This is a genomic window from Mycobacterium sp., assembly GCF_049802695.1.
Taxonomy (GTDB): domain Bacteria; phylum Actinomycetota; class Actinomycetes; order Mycobacteriales; family Mycobacteriaceae; genus Mycobacterium.
Genome location: NZ_JBARMY010000503.1, coordinates 1 through 23,278, shown reverse-complemented (window position 1 = coordinate 23,278; position 23,278 = coordinate 1). Strand labels below are relative to the sequence as shown.

The window sequence follows — 23,278 nt, the reverse complement described above, 5'->3', positions numbered from 1 at the left end:
GACCGGGCCTTCGCCGCCACACCCGCGCCGCTGCTGCGCTGGGGCGTCGCGCAGTTCGATGCCGAGGTCCGTCCAGCACGGGTGTCCGGCAACACGGTGGTGTCCAGCGTGAACCGCGGTGCCGCCGATCTGCAGTTCGGTGGTGCGCCTGTGCTGTTCACGGCCGGCTGCCCCGCGCTCTCACCGGTGATGGGCCTGACCCACGGGGTGCACGGCATCGGCGAGACCGTGGTGATCAGCGTGCACGCGGCGGAGTCGGCCCTCGGCGACATCGACGGCTACCTGCACCGGCTGGATCGAGCTCTGTAGCTCAATGCTATTGCGCGTGGCCGCGTCTGGCTTCCGCCTCCCGAGTAAGCCCGGCTGCGGCGATCAGCTCTTCGTGCAACTCGAACCAGACAGTGTGGTAGGAGTCGACAATCGGCCGGGTGAGCCAAGTGGTGTCGCCGGCCTTGACCTTATCGAGCGCCTGCTGCAACTTGACGGAGTAGCTGCTCAGCCGCGGCAACTGCGCGGCGACCGCCGCCAGGGTCGGCAACACCCTTCGGTGCACGCTGTCGATACGGGCGACTATGGCCGCGTCGTAGTTGGCGTCGTCGTGGCTGTTGGGCTCGCCGGCCTTGAGCTGCCAATCGGTAACTGCGGCTTTGAATTCGGCGTTGACTGCGCGAAACTCGTTGTAGGCATTGATGAGTGCTGCCCGGTCGACGTGCCGGCGTTCGGCGGCAAGTAGTTCAGCGAGCCGAGCGCGGCCCTCGCCGCTCAGTCTCAGTGTCTTATCGTGGACCAGCAGGCCCGCCCCGGTCAGCCGCTCGACGGTGTGGTTGACGGCAGCCGGATCTTCGTCCAGGGTGTCGGTCAGGGCAGCAAGGCTTACCCTGCCTTTCAGCCGGACCGCCTGCAACCCCGCCAATTCGGCGGTACCCGCACGGGAAGTCACCGGGTACCCTCGTCGAGGGGTCGCAGCGCGGTCAGCATCGCGACCAGCGACTCACCCTGAGCATGCGCATTCAAAGGTGTTATCCGCTTTGCGATGTCCGCCAGTTCGCGTAATTCCGGTGTCTCGGCCTCCGACCACCCGGACAGTTCCAGAACCCCCTCGCGCACCTCGCCGTTGTTGCCGTCGACGGTCACTAACTTGCCGGTGAGCGCGGCGGCTGCACCTTGGCCGCAACCCACCACGGCGACCCGGCCGAGTTCGCGGCTCACCACGGCAGCGTGGCTGGAAGCCCCGCCGACCTCGGTGACGACGCCGCGCGCGGCCAGCATGCCGTGGACGTCGTCGGGGCTGGTGTGGTTGCGGACCAGGATGACGTCTTCGCCCGCTTCGGCCGCGGCCAGCGCCTCGTCGACATCGGTGTAGGCCCGGCCCGACACCACCCCCGGGCAGGCGGGCAGCCCCTTGGCCAGCAGTGTTGCGCCGTGCTGCGTTTCGGGTTGCAGCGACGGCAGCAGCAGCGTTTCGACATGCGTCGGGGTCACCCTGCGCAAAGTTTCCTGCTCGTCGATGAGCCCCTCGCGGCACAGTTGCAACGCCACTCGCACGGCCGCTTGCGCCGACCGTTCAGCGGCCCGGGTTTGCAGCAGCCACAGTTTGCCCTCTTCGACGGTGAACTCGATTTCCTGGATGTCGCACTCGAGCTGCTCCAATGTGTCGGCGGCGGCCACCAACTCGTCGTAGACCGAGGGTTGTTTCTCGCGCAAGGCGGCGATGGGCCGCACGTCGAACGTCCCTGACACCACGTCGTCGCCCTGGCCGCCGGGTAACCACTCGCCGAACCGTTCCGCGGAACCGGTGATCGGGTTGCGGGAGAAGAACACTCCCGCACCGGAATGGGCGCTTAGATTTCCGAAAACCATCGCCTGCACCACTACCGCAGTGCCACCGAGGTCATCAATGCCGTGGTGGGCGCGGTAGGCGGTTGCGCGGGCTGAGTTCCACGAGGCGAACACCGCCTCGATCGCGTTGCGCAACTGAGCGTAGGGATCGGTGGCCACGTCGCTGCTGGCTACAACACGCCGATACATCCGGGTGAATCGCTCCCGGGTGTCGTGGGCGAACGCGGGCGTGCTCGCCGCGGCGAGCGCCTGTTCGACAGCGTCGTCGATGCCGAGGTCGAGGACCGTGTCCATCATCCCGGGCATTGACCGCGCGGCACTGGAGCGCACGCTGACCAGCAACGGGCAAGAGCCGCGCCCGAAGGTGCGCGAGGTCTCGGTCTCCAACCACTTGGTCCGGTCCAGCACGTCTTGCCAGACGGCTTCCATTGTCGCGGCAGGGTCGGCGAGATACCGGACGCCCACCTCGGTGGTGATGCAGAACGCTGGAGGCACCGGAAGGCCGTGGCTGCGCATCGCGTCGATGCCGTAGCCCTTGTTGCCGAGCGTCTCCCGCGGCAGCCCGGCAGTGCCGTCCAGCAGAGGCACGGTGCATTCGCACGATGACCCGGTGGAGGCGTGTCCTGACACGCCCTGAGATTACCCGTCGGGCCTACGCCTCAACGGTTGCCTGCGGGGCGTGCCGCAGCGGCCTGCCCCGGTGTAGCCGCGGCCACGCCCGGGCGCACGGTGTTCTAGGTTTGCGGGTATGACTGCCTATAACACTGCCTTCGACGTGGGGCTATTGATCCTGCGGCTCGTGCTGGGGCTGACGCTGGCGGCCCACGGCTTCAACAAATTCTTCGGCGGCGGGCGGATACCGGGGACCGCGCGCTGGTTCGAAAGCATCGGTATGAGGCCCGGGAAGTTTCACGCGGCGGTCGCCGCCACCACCGAGGTGTCGGCCGGGTTGGGTCTGGCTGCCGGCCTGCTCACCCCGATCCCAGCCGCCGGCTTCGTCTCCCTGATGCTGGTTGCCGCGTGGACGGTGCACCGCGCCAACGGGTTCTTCATCGTCAAGGAAGGCTGGGAGTACAACCTGGTGCTCGCGGTGGCCGCCGTCGCGGTGGCGACGATGGGTGCGGGCAGGTTCAGCCTGGACCGGGTGCTTTTCGGTTCGCACTGGCCTGACTGGCTCTACGGCTGGGGCGGTCTGCTGGTGTCGGTGCTATTGGGTCTGGCCGGTGCCCTGGGTTTGTTGCTCTTCTTCTACCGGCCGCCGGTTAAGCAGGCTCATTAGTCGACTTGCCTTAGCCGTGGCGAAAACGACGTGCGCATTAGTTGGGTAGGATCTGCTGATCAGCTGCGGTGAGGGCGTGAATTAACGGATCAGTAGGGTATTTGCTGCGATCGTCGCTCTGCGTAGGGTGCGAGTATGCAGACTCACCATGTCCGGACTCACCGCAGCGCCGAAAACTTTCCGCGCAACGAACACCTGCATGAAAGATCGCCGAGGTCGCTGCGGACCGGGTCGACGTCCCCGCTGACGCCGAGGCGATGATCATCAACCGGGTCATGGACAACGCCGCCGTGTCGGCCGCCACAGTCCTCCGGCGGCCGGTCGCCGTCGCACGTGCCCGGGCGCAGGCGCACCGTGTCGCCGGGCAAGGCGCGAAGGTGTTCGGCGTTTCCGGCGACTATGCCCCGGAGTGGGCTGAAATCCGGGGAGGTCGGCGGACTCAACATCGAGGTTGGAACGCGGGTGCTGGAGAAGGCGCCCACAATTCCGTCGGGCATCTTTTGATGATCCGCTTGTCCGGAGCGACGGGATCACCAGAGCAACTAACGTAAGGACCGTGTTCTCCAAGGTTCTGGTCGCCAATCGCGGGGAGATCGCGATCCGCGCTTTTCGTGCGGCCTACGAACTCGGTGTGGCGACTGTTGCGGTGTATCCGTATGAGGACCGTAATTCGCTGCACCGGCTGAAGGCCGACGAGTCTTACCAGATCGGCGAAGAAGGCCATCCCGTCCGGGCCTATCTTTCGGTTGACGAGATCGTCGAGACGGCGCTGGCGTGCGGTGCCGACGCGATCTACCCCGGCTACGGCTTCTTATCGGAGAATCCCGACCTGGCGGCCGCTTGCGAGGCGGCCAACATCACTTTCGTCGGCCCGAGCGCAGAGGTCCTGGAACTTACCGGCAACAAGTCCCGGGCGATCGCGGCGGCGCGGGCCGCGGACCTTCCGGTGCTGATGTCGTCGGCACCCTCGGCGTCGGTAAACGAACTGGTGGTAGCCGCCGAGTCGATACCGTTCCCGTTGTTCGTCAAGGCGGTCGCCGGTGGTGGCGGCCGCGGTATGCGCCGGGTCGCCGACGCTGCGGCGCTTCCGGAGGCCATCGAGGCGGCCAGCCGCGAAGCGGAATCGGCGTTCGGCGATCCGACAGTGTTTCTCGAGCAGGCGGTGCTCCACCCGCGGCACATCGAGGTGCAAATCCTCGCCGACAGCGGCGGTAATGTGATCCACCTCTTTGAGCGGGATTGCAGCGTGCAACGCCGACACCAGAAGGTGATCGAGATCGCTCCCGCACAGAACTTGAATCTTGCGGTGCGCGAAAGGATCTGCGCCGACGCGGTCGCGTTCGCCCGCCGGATCGGATACAGCTGTGCGGGCACCGTGGAGTTTCTGCTCGACGGGAACGGCCGCCACGTATTCATCGAGATGAACCCCCGCATCCAGGTTGAACACACCGTCACCGAGGAGATCACCGACGTCGACCTGGTGTCATCCCAACTGCGGATCGCCGCCGGGCAGACTCTCGACGAGCTTGGCTTGAGCCAAGATTCGGTGGTTGCGCGCGGCGCGGCGTTGCAGTGCCGGATCACTACCGAGGACCCGGCGAACAATTTCCGCCCGGACACCGGTCGCGTCACCGCCTACCGCAGCCCGGGCGGCGCGGGTATCCGACTGGACGGGGGCACCACTCTCGGAGCGGAGGTCAGCGCCTACTTCGACTCGATGCTGATCAAACTGACCTGCCGGGGCCGTGATTTCGACGCAGCCGTCCGTCGTGCGCGTCGCGCGCTGGCGGAGTTCCGCATCCGTGGCGTCTCCACGAACATCCCGTTCCTGCAAGCCGTCCTCGAAGACCCAGATTTCCAAGCCGCGCGTGTCACCACGTCGTTCATCGACCAACGGCCGCAGCTACTGACCGCGCGCAGCTCGGCCGACCGCGGCACCAAGATCTTGAACTACCTGGCCGATGTCACGGTCAACAAGCCCCACGGGGAACGCCCCTCGGCGGTGTACCCGCAGGACAAGCTGCCCGACATAGATCTCTCGGACTTATCGTCCGACCCGCCGGCGGGATCGAAGCAGCGGCTGACCGAACTCGGACCACAGCGATTCGCAGCCTGGCTGCGTGAGTCGCGCGCCGTCGGCGTCACCGACACCACCTTCCGTGACGCGCACCAATCTCTGCTGGCGACCCGGCTGCGCACCACCGGCCTGCTGATGGTGGCGCCGCACATCGCCCGGATGACGCCGCAGTTGTTGTCCATCGAATGCTGGGGCGGTGCGACTTACGATGTGGCGCTTCGCTTCTTGAAAGAGGACCCGTGGGAGCGGCTGGCTGCGTTGCGCGAAGCACTGCCCAACATCTGCCTGCAGATGCTGCTGCGCGGACGCAACACCGTCGGCTACACGCCTTACCCGGAGACCGTCACGTCGGCGTTCGTCCAGGAGGCCGCGGCCACCGGCGTCGACATCTTCCGGATTTTCGACGCGCTGAACAACGTCGACTCGATGCGTCCGGCCATCGACGCGGTCGCCGAAACGGGCACCGCCGTCGCCGAAGTCGCGATGTCCTACACCGGTGATCTGAGCGATCCGGCCGAAAACCTCTACACGCTCGACTATTACCTGAAGCTGGCCGACCAGATCGTCGAGGCGGGCGCACACGTCCTGGCGATCAAGGACATGGCCGGTCTGCTGCGGGCGCCTGCCGCCGCGACTCTGGTGAGCGCGCTGAAGTCGCGGTTCGACCTGCCGGTGCATGTGCACACTCACGACACGCCGGGTGGTCAGCTGGCCACCTATGTGGCCGCCTGGCACGCCGGTGCCGACGCCGTCGACGGTGCTGCCGCGCCGATGGCGGGCACCACCAGCCAGCCGGCGCTGAGTTCGATCGTGGCCGCGGCCGCGCACACCGAATACGACACCGGGTTGTCTTTGCCGGCGGTGTGCGATCTCGAGCCATACTGGGAGGCGCTGCGAAAGGTGTACCGGCCCTTCGAAACTGGACTTCCCGCGCCGACCGGCCGCGTCTACACGCACGAAATCCCGGGCGGACAATTGTCGAATCTGCGCCAGCAGGCGATCGCGCTGGGTCTGGGCGACCGGTTCGAAGACGTCGAAGCCAATTACGCTGCGGCTGACCGGATGCTGGGCCGGCTGGTCAAGGTGACGCCGTCCAGCAAAGTGGTCGGTGATCTCGCACTGGCCTTGGTCGGAACGGGTGTCTCCGCCGAGGAATTCGCCGCCGATCCGGGACGTTACGACATTCCCGACTCGGTGATCGGCTTCCTGCGGGGCGAGCTCGGTGATCCGCCGGGTGGCTGGCCGGAACCGTTCCGCACCAAGGCCCTTGAGGGCCGTCGTCCCGGGAAGCCCGAACAGCAGCTCAGTCCAGACGACGAGGCCGCCTTGGCGGAACCCGGCACGGTGCGTCAGGCCACGCTCAACCAACTGCTGTTTCCCGGGCCGACGAAAGAATTCCTCGCCCACAGTGAGGAGTTCGGCGATACGTCACGCTTGAGCGCCAACCAGTTCTTCTACGGCCTTCGCCACGGCGACGAACACCGGGTGCAGCTGGAGAAGGGCGTCGAACTGATCATCGGGCTCGAGGCGATCTCCGACGCCGACGAACGCGGGATGCGCACCGTGATGTGCATTCTGAACGGCCAATTGCGCCCCGTGCTGGTGCGCGACCGGAACATCGCCGCCGACGTACCCGCAGCCGAGAAGGCCGATCGCGGCAATCCCGGCCACATCGCAGCGCCGTTCGCCGGGGTCGTCACCGTGACCGTCGACGCGGCTGACAAGGTCGAGGCCGGCCAGACCATCGCCACTATCGAAGCGATGAAGATGGAGGCCGCCATCACCGCACCGGAAGCCGGCACGGTGCAACGCGTCGTCGTCTCGGCCACCACGCAGGTCGAAGGCGGCGATCTACTGGTCGTGCTCAGCTGATAGTCGCATCACCGGCGGCAATGACGTACCGGCGCTGGAACTCGACGGGCGGTGCTGCTCGCTTCTTTCATGGCGCTGCGTCGTTGCACTCGAGGTCAATTGCCCCTGGCTGTCGCTTCTCTCACGGTCACGCCGAACCAGTATTCAAGCGCGCGATTCAGGGTGTCGGTGTCGGGGTCGTCCTCGGATGAGGCCCACGCGACGTAACCGTCGGGGCGGACCAGGACGGCGGTGAGCTCAACTGGTTCTGTGGGTCTGCCTGGTACGACAGCGATCGCTTCACCGGTGCCGTCCAGCGTCTCGGCGACGGTGCTGCGCTTGGTGAAGTCGAGGAGCAGCGGCCGCCCGTCGCGGGCGAGCTGAGCGATGCTCCGGTCACCGTGCGCGGGGGTACCAACGGTGATGTCGGGAACCCAGTGTCCTACCGCGGGGTGGTCGTCGGGCTGGGTCGGATAGCGAACGGCGGTGCCAGAAAGGGTGTCAGCCAGTTGTCGTGTGACTGCGGCCTCCTGGAGGAGATCGCCTAACAGCTCGCGTAATGCCGTGATTTCGGGTCCGGGGCGCATGAGCGCAAGCTGCGCCCGGCTGTGGATCAGGACCTGCTTCGCCGCGAGTTTGCGCTCGGGTTCGTAGGTACCCAGCAGCTTCGGATCCACCCGGCCGCGCACGACGGCCGCGAGTTTCCATCCGAGGTTCGCCGCGTCCTGAAGGCAAAGGTTCAGTCCGGGCCCGCCCAGCGGGGAGTGCACGTGGGCGGCGTCGCCGACCAGAAAAACTCGGTCCTGACGATATCGCTCAGCCGCGCGTGAGTTGATGCCGGAGAAACGGCGCAGCACCACCTCACCGCCGGATGGAGCCGGTTGAACCGGTACGCGAACGCCCAGGACGCGACTCAGGCTGTCCTCCAATTCCGCGGTTGTCAGCGGGTCACCGAAGCCGGCGTGTTCGGAGTCGGTGCGAGTGTTGTCGGGTGTCGCAGCCAGCTCCAGGGTGCCGAGAAGGGAAAGCCCCTCCCACTGACCCCACAGGAACATTCCGGTTCCGGCGCGCAGAAAGGTCATCGCCGGCATGGGTCCGTGGCCGGGAATATTCAGTGCACCGGTAGCTGGATCGCGCCATTCCGCCGGCGGCATCAGCCCACGCCCGACGCGAAAAACCGCGTCGTTGGAAGACATTCCGGGAAAGGCGATGCCGGCGAGTTTGCGGGTTGCACTGTGGCCCCCGTCGGCGCCGACCAGATAGTCGGCGTTGATCTGGTATGGGCCGTCGGGCCCGTCGACCTCAACAACGACGCCATGCTGTTGTGGGGTGAATCCGCGCAAGCTGTGACCCCAGCGCATTTCCACCCCGATGTGCCCGGCCCGCTCAGCCAGGGTTCGCGCGAGGCGGGGCTGCTGCACCGGCAACAGGTATTGCGACGAGGGCGTCCCGCTCAGGTCGAGCCTTAACCCCGAGAACATTCCCACGGGCGAGGGGCGGGGAGGTTCCGACGAGCCGGTCAACTCTTCGTAGAGCCCGCGGTGATCGAGGAAACGCACCGCGGTCCCGGACACCCCGTTCGCGCGCGGCTCGGGATTCGGGCCGGGCGACGAGTCGAGCACAATGGGTGTGACTCCGCCCAGTGCGAGCTCACCTGCCAGCATCAACCCGGTCGGTCCGCCCCCGGCAATCACCACATCCGCGGCGGTCATCCCGTTTCTTCCTGTTCGTCTTCGGGGGCCGACGTGACAACGATCAGCATGCGGCGCAGTCGTCTTCGAACTCAGCGGTGAGGTATGCGGTAGTCATGTCGGCGATTTCTCGGGACCACTGCTGCCACGTCAGGCCATCGGGCCACCATGGTGCCGAGGCCGCGCGGTGGACCCCGGCGGCGATCACGCTGCGAAAAGCCACGGTCAGCGCGGTGGCCGGCTGCTTATGGCGGATCTGCTCCCGATGAGGCGCTGCGGCGTCGAAAAACCGCTGCTGCAAGACGGTTGCGGTCCGCATCCCCTGCTCGGGGGTGTCGGCGCTGCGCCCGCCGCCCAAGACGGCGGGGATGATGCGGCCACTTTCCGCCAAGGTCTCGCCCAGTGCCGTGGTCAATGCGTCGACGACCCCGGCCAGTGACGGGCTGGTGGTCTGGAGTGCTTCGGTGACGGCATTCTCGAGCCGCGCCACGAAGTCCTGTCGAACGGCGTCGATGAGTTGTTCTTTACTGGCGAAGCGGCGGTATACCCCGCCCACGGAGATGCCGGCGTGTTCGGCGACGCGGGCAATCGTGAACTCGTCGGGGCCGTCGCTGACCAGGACATGTTCGGCTGAGGCCAGTAAGCGTTGCAGCGCTGCGCGGCTGCGCGCCTGCTGGGGCGGACGCACTCCCGACTTGATCGGCCCGGGATCCACGAGCGTTGAGCTTACTGGCCGACCGCCCGCCGATGTGCCGCTGATGTCGAGCCCTTCTTTGCTAGATGCGAATCGCGATTCCGATAGTAGGCCGAAGGAAGTGATGCTTCAACAGGGTCGACAGGAGTCCCACGGGTCGACAGAGCGAATACCGCAGCAGTGGAGAGCGTTCAGGGCCGCACCCGGTACCTGTGGACATGAGAGTGAGCACGGCCCTACTATCAGAACCAAAATTCGCATTTGTGGCACGACCACATCCTCGCGCCAGAGTGACAGCCGAACCGCCACGGTGCCGGCCGTCGGATGCGGTGGGTTGCCTGGCGGGCCGACTATGGACAGGGGTTGCATGTTCAAGACAGTGCGCCGGTACTGGCTGCCGCTGTTGGTTTTGATAGCGATCGCTTTTGGCGGATTCGTGATTCACCGGATGCACGGGGTCTTCGGCTCGGACAACGAGATCACCCGGGAAGGCTCCGGGATCGCGAAAGACGCCAAGCCGTTCAACCCCAAGCGCGTGACCTACGAGGTGTTCGGATCGACGGGTGCGGTCGCGACCATCGATTATCTCGACCTGTCGGCCAACCCGCAGAGCCTCAAGCAGGTGCCGCTGCCCTGGACACTCACGCTGACTACCACCTCACCGGCCACCAGCCCGATCCTGCTGGCGCAGGGCAACGCCTCGACGATCGGTTGTCGGATCACCGTCGACGGCAAAGTCAAGGACGAGAAGTCCGCCGACGGCGTCGACGCATTCACCTTCTGCCAGGTGAAATCGGCATGACCAATCACCTCAAGCACCGCCAACCGATCATCCCCCGGTCCATTCACATCTTCGCGGTGCCGATCCTGCTGGGGTGGGTGGCGCTGACCGTGTTGCTCAACGCGGCTATGCCCTCACTGGAGAAGGTGGGCGAGGACCAGTCGGTGTCACTCAGCCCGGCCGGTGCCCCGTCGATGCAGGCGATGAAACACATCGGGCACGTGTTCCAGGAGTCCGACTCCGACAGCTCGGCAATGATCGTGCTGGAGGGAGACCAGCCGCTGGGCGACGATGCCCATCAGTATTACGCCGGTTTGATCAAGAAGTTCCGGGCTGACCCGGCGCACATCACACACGTGCAGGATTTTTGGGGTGACCCACTGACGGCGGCGGGCGCTCAAAGCGGTGACGGCAAAGCAACTTACGTCCAGCTCAACCTGGCCGGCAACCAAGGGCAGGCCCTGGCCAACGATTCCATCGCCGCGGTCCGCCAGATCATTGCCGGCACACCACCCCCGCGCGGTGTCCACGTCTACGTCACCGGTTCCACGGCGCTGATGGCCGACCAGCACAACGTGGGCGATAAAAGCCTGAAGCTCGTGACGGCCATCACGATGCTGGTCATTGTCGTCAGCTTGTTCATCGTCTACCGGTCTGTGATCACCGTGGTGCTGGTTCTGGGGATGGTCGTCCTGGAGATCATGGCTGCGCGCGGGGTGGTGGCCGCACTGGGGCATTACAACCTGATCGGGCTGTCGACGTTTTCGGTGAATCTGCTGACGATGTTGGGCATCGCGGCGGGTACCGACTATGCGATCTTCGTTCTCGGCCGCTACCACGAGGCCCGCAGTGCCGGCGAGGATCGCGAGACTGCTTTTTACACCATGTATCGCGGCACCGCTCATGTCATCCTCGGGTCGGGCCTGACGATCGCCGGTGCGACCTTTTGCCTGCACTTCACCCGGCTGCCCTATTTCCAGACGCTGGGTGTTCCGCTGGCGATCGGCATCACGGTTGCGGTGCTGGCATCATTGACCATGGCGCCGGCGATCCTGGTCATCGGGAGCCGGTTCGGCCTCTTGGAACCTAAACGGGTTGCAGGAACCCGTGGTTGGCGACGCGTGGGGACCGCTGTGGTGCGGTGGCCGGGGCCCATCCTGGCGGCGGCCTGTGCGCTGGCGCTGGTCGGGCTGGTTGCGTTGCCCGGCTACAAGACCAGTTACAACGACCGTAAGTACATGCCGACCAATATTCCGGCGATGCAGGGGTTCGCCGCTGCGGACCGGCATTTTTCCCAGGCCCGGATGAACCCCGAAGTCTTGATGGTCGAAGCAGATCAGGATCTGCGCAATTCCGCCGACATGCTGATCGTCGAACATATCGCCCGCAACGTCTTTCACACCCCGGGTATCGCCCGGGTACAGACCATCACCCGTCCACTGGGCACCCCGCTCGACCACGCTTCCATTCCGTACCAGATGGGCATGCAAGGGGTGGGGCAGCAGTTGACGCGGGACTACATGCAGCGACAGATGGACCAGATGCTGGTGATGGCCAACCAGATGGACACCATGATCGCCACCATGGAAACCATGATGGCGATCATGAAAGAGCTCACCGGCGTCACTCACAACATGGTCGAGCAGATGAAATCGATGGTTGGCGAAATGAACGAGTTACGCGATCACATCTCGGATTTCGACGATTTCTTCCGCCCGATCCGCAGTTATTTCTACTGGGAGAAGCACTGCTTCGACATCCCCGTTTGCCAAGCGTTGCGGTCGGTGTTCGACACCCTGGACGGTGTGGACACCCTCACCGATGCGATCGGTGACCTGATGCCTCAGATGGACAAGCTCGACGCGCTCATGCCTGACATGCTCAAACTGCTGACACCGATGGTCGGGATGATGAAGTCGATGCACACCATGATGCTCTCGATGCACAGCACGATGGGCGGCATACAAGACCAGGGCGCTGCCATGCAAAGCACTGGCAACCCCATGGGCCAGGCCTTCGATCGGTCCAAGAACGACGACTCGTTCTATCTGCCTCCGGAGGTGTTCGACAATCCCGACTTCAAGCGCGGCATGAAGATGTTCGTCTCACCGGACGGAAAAGCGGTGCGTTTCATCATCTCTCACCTCGGTGACCCCGCCACGCCTGAAGGCATCGCCCACATCGATGCGATCCGCAACGCCACCTTCGAGGCCATCAAAGGCACCCCGCTGGAAAGCTCACGCATCTACATCGCCGGCACTGCGGCCACCGCGAAGGACATGAAAGAAGGAGCCACCTACGACCTGCTGATCGCGGGGGTCGGTGCACTGATTCTGATCTTCGTCGTCATGCTGATTCTGACCCGCGCTGTGATGGCTGCAGCGGTCATCGTCGGCACGGTGCTGCTTTCCCTCGGGGCGTCGTTCGGACTGTCGGTGCTGCTCTGGCAGTACATCCTGGGCATCCAGTTGCACTGGATGGTCCTGGCGATGTCGGTGATCATCCTGCTGGCAGTCGGATCGGATTACAACCTGCTGCTGGTGTCGCGGTTCAAAGAAGAGATCGACGCCGGCATCAAGACCGGCATCATCAGATCCATGGCCGGAACCGGCGCCGTCGTCACCTCAGCCGGCCTGGTGTTCGCCTTCACCATGATCACCCTGGCAGCAAGTGCGCTGCTCATCCTCGCCCAGGTCGGCAGCACCATCGGAATGGGCCTGCTTTTCGACACACTGGTCGTGCGCTCGTTCATGACACCGTCGATCGCCGCGCTGATGGGCCGCTGGTTCTGGTGGCCGCAACTGGTACGAACCCGACCGTTGCGCACGCCTGCGGCGCCGACTGTCGGCGAACGCCACGCGATGGTCGCCGGAAAGGAACCTGCGTTCTAACCGCTCCCGTTGATCAGTGCGGCGCGCGCCAGCGTTTCCTGCGCCATCTTGACGTGTGCCGCGTCGACCAGCACGCCGGCAACACCTACTGCGCCGCGGCCGTTGGCCTCCGCTTCGCGGTAGGCGGCGACGTTGCGCTGCGCCAGGGCGATCTCGTCGGCGGTGGGGGAGTAGACGGCGTTGGCGATCGGCACCTGATCAGGATGGATCGCCCACTTGCCGGTGTAGCCGAGCAGCGACGCGCGGCGGGCATCCCGTTCGTAGCCCTGAGTGTCTTTGTAGTCGGGGTAGGGCGCGTCGATCGCGTCGATGCCGGCGATGCGGGCTGCCACGATCACTTTGTTCCGGGCGTAATGCCAGAAGTCACCTGGGTATTCGCCGAGCGGGACGAAGTTGGTGTCCACGCGCGCCCCCTGAGACAGCGAGAAGTCACCCACCCCGAAGATCAGCGCGTCCAACCGGGGGCTGGCCACCGCAATCGCTTCGGCGTTGGCCAGGCCCTCGACCTCCTCGATCAGCACTTCGAGCCGAATCTGCCTGCCCACACCGAGTTTCAGCTCCAGTTGGGTGAGCAGCACATCGACCCACCACACGTCGCGCGCAGTCTTGGCTTTCGGGATGATGATCGTGTCCAGGTTCTGGCCGGCCTTGGTCACCACCTCGATGACGTCGTCATGGCACCACTGGGTGTCCAGGCCGTTGATCCGCACCGCACGAGAGGTGTTCCCCCAGTCGATGTCGTTCAGCGCGGTGACCGCCTTGGCTCGCGACTCCTCTTTGTAGGCCGGCGGCACCGCGTCCTCGAGGTCGAGGAACACCAGGTCCGCGCCGACCGAAGCGGCCTTGGCGAACATGTGGTCGTTGCTCGCCGGCACTGCCAGCTCGGAGCGACGGAGCAGGTTGGTCATTTCAGCGGATTCCTCTGTCTCACAGCACACCGCGGGCGCGCAGATCGTCGATGTCTGCTGCGGTCAGACCCAGGACCTCGCCGTAAACTTCGCCGTTGTGTTCACCGAGGCGCGGACCCAGGTGGTCGACCGTGCCTGGCGCCGACGAGAACCGCGGCACCGGGGCCTGCACCGTCATCGGACCGAGCTGCTCGTCGTCGACGGAGATGAATACTTCGCGATGCTTGAGCTGCTCGTCGCTGACCAGATCGGCGATGTCGTAGACCGGGGCGGCGGCAACCTCCTCGGCTTCGAACACCGTCATTGCCTCTGAAAGTGTCTTGGTGGCAACCCAATCGGCCACCACAGCGTCTACCTCACGGGCGCGCGCCAAGCGTCGCTGCGGATCTAGGAAGTCGGAATCCTGCAACAGGTCGGTGCGTCCTATCGCACGGAATACCCGCAGCGCCAACGCCGGTGAGCTGCCGGACATGGCCAGCCACCGCCCGTCAGCGGTGCGGTAGGTGTTGCGCGGCGCCGAGATATCCCAGCGGTTGCCGGACCGCTCAGGCACCACACCCAATTGGTCGTAGGCCAGCAATGTCTGCTCCAGCAACCGGGCCAGCGGGTCGATCAAATTGATGTCGATCAGTTGACCCAGCCCGCCGTGCACGTCTCGGTGATACAGCGCCAGCATCACCGCATAGGCGGCGTTCAGCGAGGCGACACCGTCGGCCAGCATGAACGGCGGCAGGGTGGGCGGTCCGTCGGCCGGTCCGGTGATGTGGGCGAACCCGCTCATCGCTTCACCCAATGTGCCGAAACCCGGGCGCTCGCTTTTGGGCCCGGTCAAGCCGTATCCGGTGATGTGCAGCATGACGATGCGCTCATTGACCGCCCGCAGGCTGTCGTAATCCAGACCCCACTTGCGCAGGGTCTGTGGCCGGGTGTTGAAGATCGCGACATCGGCGTGCTCGACCAGTCGGCGGACCAACTCCTGACCCTCGGCGCAGCGAAGATTCAGCGTGATCGATTTCTTGTTGCGCGAGATTGACTTCCACATCAAGCCGACACCGTCGCGCTGGTTGCCCCAGCCGCGGATCGGATCACCGTGACGCGGTTCCTCCACTTTGATCACGTCGGCGCCGAACTCACCGAGGTAGGTTGCGACGAGCGGAGCGGCCGCCAAGGTGGCCAGGTCGAGCACTCGTACACCGTCGAGCATCGACGCCGTGGTTCTTGAGGTCGCTGCTGAACTCATCTAGGCGCTGGCCCCCGCGTGGGCGCGGCTGTTCGACGGCCGGTCCAACCCGAGGTGTCCGCGCAACGTCGACGACCCGTAGTCAGTGCGAAACAGTCCGCGGCGTTGCAGTTCCGGGACCACCATCCGCACGACATCTTCGAACGCGCCGGGCAGGTGCGTTGCCGCCAGGACGAAACCGTCGCAGGCGCCGCTTTCGAACCAGTCCGCCATCTGATCGGCGACCTGCTGACCGGTGCCCACGAAGCGGGGACCCTGCAGCAGGGTGGCGCGGTGCACGGCCAGGTCGCGCACGGTAACAGGGCGGCCTCCGCCCTGGGAAGAAATGTGTTTGCGCAAATTCTGCACCAGCCCGCGGATGCCGGAGACCGACGCGATCAGCTCGTCAGTCACCGGGTCGTCCAGATCATGTTGGGCGAAGTCATAATTCATCAGTTCGGACAACAGTGTCAGCGATGCCATGGGGTGCACCAGATCGTTGAGGAACAAAGCTTCGCGCTCCTTGGCATGCGCCTCGGATTCGCCGACCACAGCGTAGGCCATCGGGCAGATGCGAACCGCACCGGGATCGCGCCCGGCATCCGCGATACGTGCCTTCTGGTCGGCGTAGTGGTCCCGCGCGACTTCGAGTCCCGGGTCGCCGGTGAAGATCAATTCAGCCCAGCGAGAGGCGAAATCGCGTCCCCGACCTGACGATCCGGCCTGGATGATCACCGGCCGGCCCTGCGGGCTGCGCGGCACGGTCAGCGGGCCGCGCGACGAGAAGTACTGGCCGACGTGGCCGAGTTCGTGCACCTTGGCGGGGTCACCGTACTGGCCGGATGCGCGGTCGTGCAGGATCGCGTCGTCTTCCCAGGTGTCCCACAAGCCGGCGACGACGTCCATGAACTCGTCGGCGCGGTCGTAGCGTTCGTCGTGGCCGAGGTGCGCGTTGACACCGAAGTTCTGCGCCTCACTGTCGTTCACGGAGGTGACGACGTTCCAGGCGGCACGACCACCCGACAGGTGGTCCAGCGTGGCGAACGTTCTTGCGACGTGGAACGGCTGGTAATAGGTGGTCGAGTAGGTGGCGCCCAATCCGATTCGCGAGGTGGCTTGTGCCAGCACACCCAGCACGATGCTGAGGTCCAGCTTGACCGGTCGCGCGCCGTAGGACACCGCTTCGGCCACCGATCCGCCGTAGACCCCTGGCATCGCCAGACGGTCGTCGAAGAACATCAGGTCGAAGCAGCCTTCTTCAAGCTGGCGCCCGATCTTCGCGTAATAGGACGCGTCCAGGTACCGGTGTTCGGTCGCCGGGTGCCGCCATGATCCCGCGTACACCGAGGTGCTGCCGGCCTGCATGAATGCGACCAGGGCCATCTTGTCTGAGCGTCGCTGCGTCATGCCTGCAAGCTAACATCTGATATGCCAGATTTCAAATGTCAGATACGCGGGCTGCTACAGTCAGGGCCATGGCAACGGTCAACGACATCTCGGGCACCGTGCGCGAGCGCGCGGCGCGCGAGTTGCGCGACCGCATCCTCACCGGCGCGCTGCCCGCCGGATCCCGGGTGGACCTCGACGCCATCACCGAGGAGTTCTCCACCAGTCGCACCCCGGTGCGCGAAGCGTTGCTGGAGTTGTCCTTCGAGGGGCTGGTGCGCGTCGCCCCTCGCAGCGGCATCACCGTCGTCGGCATCAACTCCCGTGACGTTCTGGACAGCTTCACCATCCTTGGTGTGTTGACGGGGCAGGCTGCTGCCTGGGCCGCCGAGCGGGCGACAGCTGAGGAACTCGACACGCTTGGCGAACTGGCGGCCGACGTGGCGTCGCGCGCTGGTGACGCGAGCATCGGGGAAGCAAACTGGTTGTTTCACCAAGAGATTCACCGCGCCGCGCACTCCCCGCGGGTGCTGGCCCAGATCAAGCAGGCGGCGCGCGTCGTGCCAACAAACTTCCTCACCGTGTTTCCCGAGCACGAGAAGCATTCGCTCAGCGAGCACGAAGAACTTCTTGTGGCGCTTGGCAAGAGGGACGCCGAAGGGGCGCGGTCGATCGCCGAGCGTCACGTACTCGAGGCTGGTCGCTCGCTGGCCGATTGGCTCGACGAGCGCGCCGACAATTCGCCGTCTGGTTGACTCAACGCAGAACGCAGTCGCCGCACACCGCGGTGCGGTCGTCCGTTTTCCGCCGCTCGCCCTCAGCAGGCGGCGGGGTGAGATCGGCAGTAGGGCGTCGTCCCCGGGAAGCGGCGGCGATTGGCGGCCACCCACCGGTAGACGACGTCTTCGACGAATCGGATGCCGGGGATGCGGTACAGCACCAGCGGCAACCTGGTGCCGATTGCACTTGACAGCGCCGCGTTGGCGGCTTCCGCGCCGGAGTAAACCCGTCCCGAGGAGTCCAGCCAGCGCACCGCATCGAGCAGGTGCGACGGCGAGATACCGAGTCGTCGGGCAGCATCGGGGCTTTGCAGCGCTTCGGTGCGCAGTCCGCCGGAGCGATTCCACTTCAGCAGCAAGTCGTGCGAGCGCGTGCACATGCCACACTCACCGTCGAAGAACAGAGTTCCGGTCATGAAACGATTCCTCACCGCCTCGACGCCGGCGAAGCCGAACATCAGGCCGGTGCCGATCTCCGTCAGGGCCGAGAGCCAGGAGAACCAAGTCACGTTGATGTGCGGCGCCGAGATGAAGCTGTCCTGGTAACCGGGCAAGAAGGTCGGTAGCAGGTGGGCGTATGTGAACCCCGCTGCGCTGCCGAACCCGACCACCACGGCCACCAGTGGAGCGCGGCTGCGATACGTCAGCGCCATCAGCACGGCGGCCGCCACGAGGGCGCCTTGGATCTGCCCGACAGCCATGATGAACGGCGGAGATGCCGACATGCCGCGGCGCAGATGATCCAAAGCATGGATACCGAAACCAACGGCGAACGCCGCTGCGGCCCATCGCAGGAACCGGCGTGGCGGGTTCTGATGTTGGTCGCTCATCGCGGATCACCACTTTCGATGCCAGCGGACCACGGTGTCCGCCGCATACCACTAAGTTCTACTACTACATCAAGTAGTAGTCAATGGTGCAACCGATGCTTCAAACCGGCTCATATCGGCTAGAACACGTTCTAATCTTGCCGCCATGGGATTCGTCAAACAGGACACTCCGCAGATCGATTTCGAGGAGTGGAGCAAGGGCACCCGCGCTGAGAAGATAGTTCCGATGGCCCGGCACTGGGCCGAAACCGGCTTCGGCACCCCGGTGCTGCTGCACCTGTTCTACGTCGTCAAAATCGGCCTCTACATCCTGGCGGGGTGGCTGCTGGCGCTGACAACTACCGGCACGGGAGGGCTTTCTGGCTTCACCGATGTCGCGCACTGGTACGCCGAGCCAATCGTGTTCGAAAAAGTGGTGCTATTCACCATGCTGTTCGAGGTGGTCGGTCTGGGCTGCGGCTTCGGGCCGCTGAACAACCGGTTCCTTCCGCCGATGGGCTCCATCCTGTACTGGCTGCGGCCCGGCACCATCCGGCTGCCGCCGTGGCCGAACCGAATACCCCTCACGAAGGGAGACAGCCGCACCCCCGTCGACGCGATACTGTACGGCGCACTTTTGGTGTTGCTCGTCATCGCGATCTTCTCCGACGGCACCGGGCCGGCTCCTGCGTTGGGGACGACGGTCGGGGTGCTGCCGTCCTGGCAGATCTGGGCGGTGCTGGGCCTGCTGGCGGTGCTCGGGGTTCGCGACAAGGTCATCTTCCTGGCCGCCCGTGGTGAGGTCTACGCCTCGTTCACCGTCGCCTTCCTGTTCGCCGGCTTCGGTGTGGACATGATCCTGGGCGCCAAGCTGGTGTGCCTCGTCATTTGGATGGGCGCCGCGACGTCCAAGCTCAACAAGCACTTCCCCTTCGTCATCTCGACGATGATGAGCAACAACCCGGTGTTTCGGCCGCGGTCCATCAAACGCGCGTTCTTCGAACACTTTCCGGACGACCTGCGTCCGGGCCGGGCCTCACGCTGGCTGGCACACTTCAGCACGACGATCGAGGGGCTGGTCCCTCTGGTGCTGTTCTTCAGCCATGGCGGTTGGCCCACCGCGATCGCCGCGTTCGTCATGCTGTGCTTCCACTTCGGCATCCTGTCGTCGATCCCGATGGGAGTGCCGCTGGAGTGGAACGTGTTCATGATGTTCAGCGTCCTGGCATTGTTCGTCGGTCACGCCTCCGTCGGGCTGGGTGACCTGACCACGCCGCTACCAATAGTGCTGTTCGGCGCCGTCGGGGGAACCGTGGCGCTGGGAAACCTGTTCCCGCGCAAGGTTTCCTTCTTGCCGGGCATGCGCTACTACGCGGGCAACTGGGACACCACCCTGTGGTGCATCAAACCCTCCGCCGACGGCAAGATCGCCAAGAACATCGTGGCGATCGCGAACATGCCCGCCGCCCAGCTGGAGAAGTTTTACGGCAGCAAGGAAGCTGCGCAGATCCCGATGTACATGGGATACGCGTTCCGCGCCTTCAACACTCACGGGCGGGCGCTTTTCACCTTGGCGCACCGTGCTGTGGCCGGTCACAACGAGGACGACTACGTTGTCACCGACGGTGAGCGGATCAGCAGTACCGCGCTCGGATGGAATTTCGGCGACGGGCACTTCAGCAACGAGCAGCTGATCGCGGCCCTGCAGAAACGCTGCCATTTCGAGCCGGGGGAAGTGCGGGTCGTGCTGCTCGACGCGCAACCCATCCACCGCCAGACGCAGCAATACCGGCTGGTGGACGCGGCCACCGGTGAATTCGAACGCGGCTACGTCCGGGTGGCCGACATGGTCACCCGCCAGCCGTGGGCCGACGACGTGCCGGTGCACGTGGCGTCGAGCAAGTTTCAGCGAGCGTAACGCCACCGCGAGTTAGCGGTTCAGAATTCACAGTGGCGTTACGCTCGCGCGAAACTAGCCGCCGGCGCGGACTTCTTGGGCCGCCGCGACCAGGTTGGTCAGCGATGCGGCGACCTCGTCGGGGCTGCGGGTTTTAAGCCCGCAGTCAGGATTAACCCAGAGCCGTTCCGCCGGAACGGCATTCAGCGCCGCACGCAGCGACTTGGCGATCTCGTCGGTGCTCGGCACCCGTGGCGAGTGGATGTCGTACACGCCGGGGCCCACACTGTTGGCGAAGCCCACCGAGTTCAGGTCGTCAAGCACCTCCATGTGCGAGCGGGCCGCCTCGATGGAGGTGACGTCGGCGTCCAGGTCGGCGATCGCGCCGATCACCTCACCGAACTCCGAGTAGCACAGGTGGGTGTGGATCTGCGTCGAGTCCGAGACACCGGACGTCGCCAGCCGGAACGCGCCGACCGCCCAGTCCAGGTAGGCCCGCTTGTCGGCGTCGCGCAGCGGCAGCAGTTCGCGCAGGGCCGGCTCGTCGACCTGGATGACCGCGATCCCGGCCGACTGCAGGTCCACCGTCTCGTCGCGGATCGCAAGCGCCACCTGATTGGCGGTGTCGGCCAGCGCCTGGTCGTCGCGAACGAATGACCAGGCCAGGATCGTGACCGGACCGGTGAGCATGCCTTTGACCGGCTTGTCGGTCAGCGACTGCGCGTAGGTGATCCACTCGACCGTCATCGGGTGAGTCCGCAAGACGTCACCGTAGAGGATCGGCGGGCGTACGCAGCGGCTGCCGTAGGACTGCACCCAGCCGTCCTGGGTGGCGAAGAAGCCATCCAGCTGCTCGGCGAAGTACTGCACCATGTCGTTACGCTCCGGCTCGCCGTGCACCAGCACATCGAGGCCGAGGTCCTCCTGCAGCGTGATGACGTCGGCGATCTCCTTCTTCATCCGGTTCTCGTACTCGGCTTGGTCGATCTCGCCGGACCGAAAAGCCGCGCGCGCCTTACGGATCGCCGAGGTCTGCGGGTAGGAGCCGATCGTCGTGGTCGGCAGCGGCGGCAGGTGCAGCCGCTCGTTCTGCGCATCGCGACGCTGTGCTGCCGGGCCGCGCTCGGTACCTCCCGACTTGGCGATCGAATCGATGCGGGCGCGGACCTGATCGTTGTGCAGACGGGGATCCGAGCGACGAGATTGCACCGCCGCGTTGGACGCCGCAATGTCACCGGCGACCGCGTCACGGCCGTCGCGCAGTGCCTGCGCGAGAACGGCTACCTCGTGTACCTTTTCGACACCGAAGGCCAGCCAGCTGCGCAGCGCATCGTCGAGGTCGGTTTCCGGCTCCAGCGAGTAGGGCACGTGCAGCGTGGAGCAGGAGGTCGACACCGCCAGCGAGCCCACCGAGCCGAGCAGGCTGGCCAGCCGGCCCAGCGCGGCCTCGAGGTCGGTGCGCCAGATGTTGCGTCCGTTGACGATGCCTGCCACCAGCGTCTTATTGGCCAGCTCCGGAATCGAGGCGATCGAGTCCTCAGAGCTGCGCACCAGGTCGACGCCGATCGCCTCGATGGGTGTGCGCGCCAGCGCGGGCAGGGCAGCGCCGGCGTCGCCGAAGTAGGTAACAACGCTGATTGCGGGTCGCGTGTCCACCGAACCCAGCGCGGTGTAGACCCGCTCGGCCAGCGCGGCCGCGTCGGCGTAGATGTCGGTGACCAGCACCGGCTCGTCGAACTGGACCCAGGCGGCGCCGTTCTCGGCGAGCAGCCGGAGTAGCTCGGAGTACAACGGGATGAGCTCGTCGACGCGCTCGACCGGTGCGCCGGCACCGTTGACCGCCTTGCTCAGCAGCAGGAAGGTGATCGGGCCGATGATCACCGGGCGCGCCGGGATTCCTTGATCCTGAGCTTCTTTCAGCTCAGCGAGCACCTTCTCGGGGTGCAGCGTGAACTTGGTGTCCGGACCGATCTCCGGGACGATGTAGTGGTAGTTGGTGTCGAACCACTTGGTCATTTCCAGCGGCGTGACGTCCTCGTTGCCGCGGGCGGCCGCGAAGTACCGGTCCAGGTCGTCGGAGAGCTGCTGTACGCGGTCCGGCAGTGCGCCCAGCAGTACGGCGGTGTCGAGCATCTGGTCGTAGTAGGAGAAGGTGTTCACCGGTATCGAATCCAGGCCCGCTGCGGCCAGCTGCGACCAGGTGTCGCGGCGCAGAGTTGCGGCAACGTTTTCCAGCTCGGATCGGCTGGTCCGGCCCGCCCAGTAGCCTTCGGTGGCGCGTTTGAGTTCGCGGCGCGGCCCGATGCGGGGTGAGCCGGTGACGGTGGCGGTAAACGGTTTAGCGGTCACAAGTTGATCCATTCGCTCGACGGGTCCAAAAAGCATTAGTCACCGCCAGCGGACGCGCAGCCGAGAGGGTCGCGGTGCGCTGCCAGCAAAACACCACAACCTGCACGGCTTGCCGCCCATTCCACGAGGCGATGAGCCGCCAGGCGCGGCGCGCCCGGCGCAGCCGGCAGGTCTTCGGACTCGCAGGCACGCACAGCTAGTGCTCCTAATGGCCGTCGCTTCCCAGTCGCGGGTGATGCGTCCAGTGCTGATGACGGCGGTCGTTCCTGCTTACCGCTGCGGGACAGTCCCGGACTCCCACCGGGTTCCCTCTCGCGAAGCGTGATTAACATGCCCCGCTCGATGCCGACGCCTCACGACGACGGCAGACCAGCTGCGCAGAAGAGGTTACTCCGCGGTTCTTCGCGCGTGGCCCCGGCCTGACTATGCGCCGGCCAATGCCTCATCAATCCGAAGATCGCCGTTGTTGAATTCGATCGTGCGGCCGATGGTCGAGTCGTCTGCCAACACCGCGGCCGCGACCAGCGCGACATCCTCCCGTGACACCTGACCGTCACGCGCCTCCGCGCCCACCGCGACGCGGCCGGTCGCCGGGTCAAGCGTGAGCCGGCCGGGTCCGAGCACAGTCCAGTCCAGGTCGCTGTCGCGAAGGTGGGCGTCGGCGGCCGCTTTCCCCTCGGCGTAGGCGAAGAACGGATCGTCGGGAGGTACTCTGTGGTCCGGGCCGGCACCGAAATACGACACCATCACGAATCGCTGTGCACCGGCCTGCGCGGCGGCGTCGATGACGCGGATCGCGGCGTCGCGGTCGACGGCGTAGGTCCGCGC

The 23,278-nt window shown here is 65.4% G+C and carries 15 protein-coding genes, 3 pseudogenes and 1 riboswitch; of the genes and pseudogenes, 8 read left to right on the top strand and 10 right to left on the bottom strand.

Annotated features, from left to right (window positions below):
- A pseudogene (locus WA317_RS19875) lies at positions 1-309 on the top strand (DUF1298 domain-containing protein); the annotation flags it as partial.
- A gap of 7 nt (positions 310-316) precedes the next feature.
- Here WA317_RS19875 and WA317_RS19870 read toward each other — a convergent pair.
- Positions 317-940, bottom strand: coding sequence for a MarR family transcriptional regulator (locus tag WA317_RS19870; protein ID WP_425174664.1), 624 nt, complete (start codon positions 938-940; stop codon positions 317-319).
- 50 nt (positions 941-990) lie between these two features.
- Positions 991-2,469: pseudogene (locus WA317_RS19865) on the bottom strand (pyruvate, phosphate dikinase); the annotation flags it as partial.
- Between the two features lie 118 nt (positions 2,470-2,587).
- On the opposite strand from WA317_RS19865, the gene WA317_RS19860 reads away from it, so the two are divergent.
- From WA317_RS19860 to WA317_RS19850, 3 genes and pseudogenes are all read left to right on the top strand, one after another.
- Entirely contained in the window at positions 2,588-3,118 is a 531-nt protein-coding gene (locus tag WA317_RS19860) for a DoxX family protein (RefSeq protein ID WP_425174663.1), read from the top strand.
- 135 nt (positions 3,119-3,253) lie between these two features.
- Positions 3,254-3,549: pseudogene (locus tag WA317_RS19855) on the top strand (MmgE/PrpD family protein); the annotation flags it as partial.
- 125 nt (positions 3,550-3,674) lie between these two features.
- A complete protein-coding gene (locus tag WA317_RS19850) occupies positions 3,675-7,067 on the top strand; it encodes a pyruvate carboxylase (protein ID WP_425174662.1) in 3,393 nt (1,130 codons plus the stop codon).
- 95 nt (positions 7,068-7,162) lie between these two features.
- On the opposite strand, the gene WA317_RS19845 is transcribed toward WA317_RS19850, so the two are convergent.
- Together WA317_RS19845 and WA317_RS19840 are read right to left on the bottom strand one after the other, a co-directional pair.
- The gene (locus WA317_RS19845; RefSeq protein ID WP_425174661.1) at positions 7,163-8,758 is read right to left on the bottom strand and encodes an FAD-dependent monooxygenase; all 1,596 of its coding nucleotides are present in this window, start codon (positions 8,756-8,758) and stop codon (positions 7,163-7,165) included.
- A 43-nt stretch (positions 8,759-8,801) separates the two neighbouring features.
- Complete coding sequence (locus WA317_RS19840; RefSeq protein WP_425174660.1) at positions 8,802-9,452, bottom strand: TetR/AcrR family transcriptional regulator; 651 nt, start codon at positions 9,450-9,452, stop codon at positions 8,802-8,804.
- 346 nt (positions 9,453-9,798) lie between these two features.
- On the opposite strand from WA317_RS19840, the gene WA317_RS19835 reads away from it, so the two are divergent.
- Entirely contained in the window at positions 9,799-10,233 is a 435-nt protein-coding gene (locus WA317_RS19835; protein WP_425174659.1) for an MmpS family transport accessory protein, read from the top strand.
- Positions 10,230-13,103, top strand: a complete 2,874-nt coding sequence (locus WA317_RS19830; RefSeq protein ID WP_425174658.1) for an RND family transporter — start codon at positions 10,230-10,232, stop codon at positions 13,101-13,103. Before WA317_RS19835 ends, WA317_RS19830 begins: the two co-directional genes overlap by 4 nt.
- Here the strand turns inward: WA317_RS19830 and WA317_RS19825 are convergent.
- The 3 genes from WA317_RS19825 to WA317_RS19815 are packed head-to-tail and all read right to left on the bottom strand — an operon-like array spanning position 13,100 to position 16,637.
- On the bottom strand, positions 13,100-14,011 hold the full coding sequence (locus WA317_RS19825; RefSeq protein ID WP_425174657.1) for an HpcH/HpaI aldolase/citrate lyase family protein: 912 nt from the start codon (positions 14,009-14,011) through the stop codon (positions 13,100-13,102). The two genes, WA317_RS19830 and WA317_RS19825, sit on opposite strands and share 4 nt — an antisense overlap.
- A gap of 19 nt (positions 14,012-14,030) precedes the next feature.
- Complete coding sequence (locus WA317_RS19820) at positions 14,031-15,215, bottom strand: CaiB/BaiF CoA transferase family protein (RefSeq protein WP_425174665.1); 1,185 nt, start codon at positions 15,213-15,215, stop codon at positions 14,031-14,033.
- Between the two features lie 36 nt (positions 15,216-15,251).
- On the bottom strand, positions 15,252-16,637 hold the full coding sequence (locus WA317_RS19815; RefSeq protein WP_425174656.1) for an LLM class flavin-dependent oxidoreductase: 1,386 nt from the start codon (positions 16,635-16,637) through the stop codon (positions 15,252-15,254).
- Between the two features lie 68 nt (positions 16,638-16,705).
- Between WA317_RS19815 and WA317_RS19810 the strand changes: the two genes are divergently transcribed.
- A complete protein-coding gene (locus tag WA317_RS19810; protein WP_425174655.1) occupies positions 16,706-17,371 on the top strand; it encodes a GntR family transcriptional regulator in 666 nt (221 codons plus the stop codon).
- A 62-nt stretch (positions 17,372-17,433) separates the two neighbouring features.
- Here the strand turns inward: WA317_RS19810 and WA317_RS19805 are convergent, their stop codons facing one another.
- Positions 17,434-18,225: a thiol-disulfide oxidoreductase DCC family protein gene (locus WA317_RS19805; protein WP_425174654.1), complete on the bottom strand. Its 792-nt coding sequence runs from the start codon at positions 18,223-18,225 to the stop codon at positions 17,434-17,436.
- Positions 18,226-18,370: 145 nt separating this feature from the next.
- Between WA317_RS19805 and WA317_RS19800 the strand changes: the two genes are divergently transcribed.
- Entirely contained in the window at positions 18,371-20,122 is a 1,752-nt protein-coding gene (locus WA317_RS19800; protein WP_425174653.1) for a DUF3556 domain-containing protein, read from the top strand.
- 54 nt (positions 20,123-20,176) lie between these two features.
- On the opposite strand, the gene metE is transcribed toward WA317_RS19800, so the two are convergent.
- Entirely contained in the window at positions 20,177-22,462 is a 2,286-nt protein-coding gene (gene metE, locus WA317_RS19795) for a 5-methyltetrahydropteroyltriglutamate--homocysteine S-methyltransferase (RefSeq protein WP_425174652.1), read from the bottom strand.
- Between the two features lie 136 nt (positions 22,463-22,598).
- Positions 22,599-22,835: riboswitch (cobalamin riboswitch) on the bottom strand.
- Between the two features lie 38 nt (positions 22,836-22,873).
- A partial coding sequence (locus WA317_RS19790) for an NAD(P)H-binding protein (RefSeq protein ID WP_425174651.1) occupies positions 22,874-23,278 on the bottom strand: 405 nt, incomplete at its 5' end.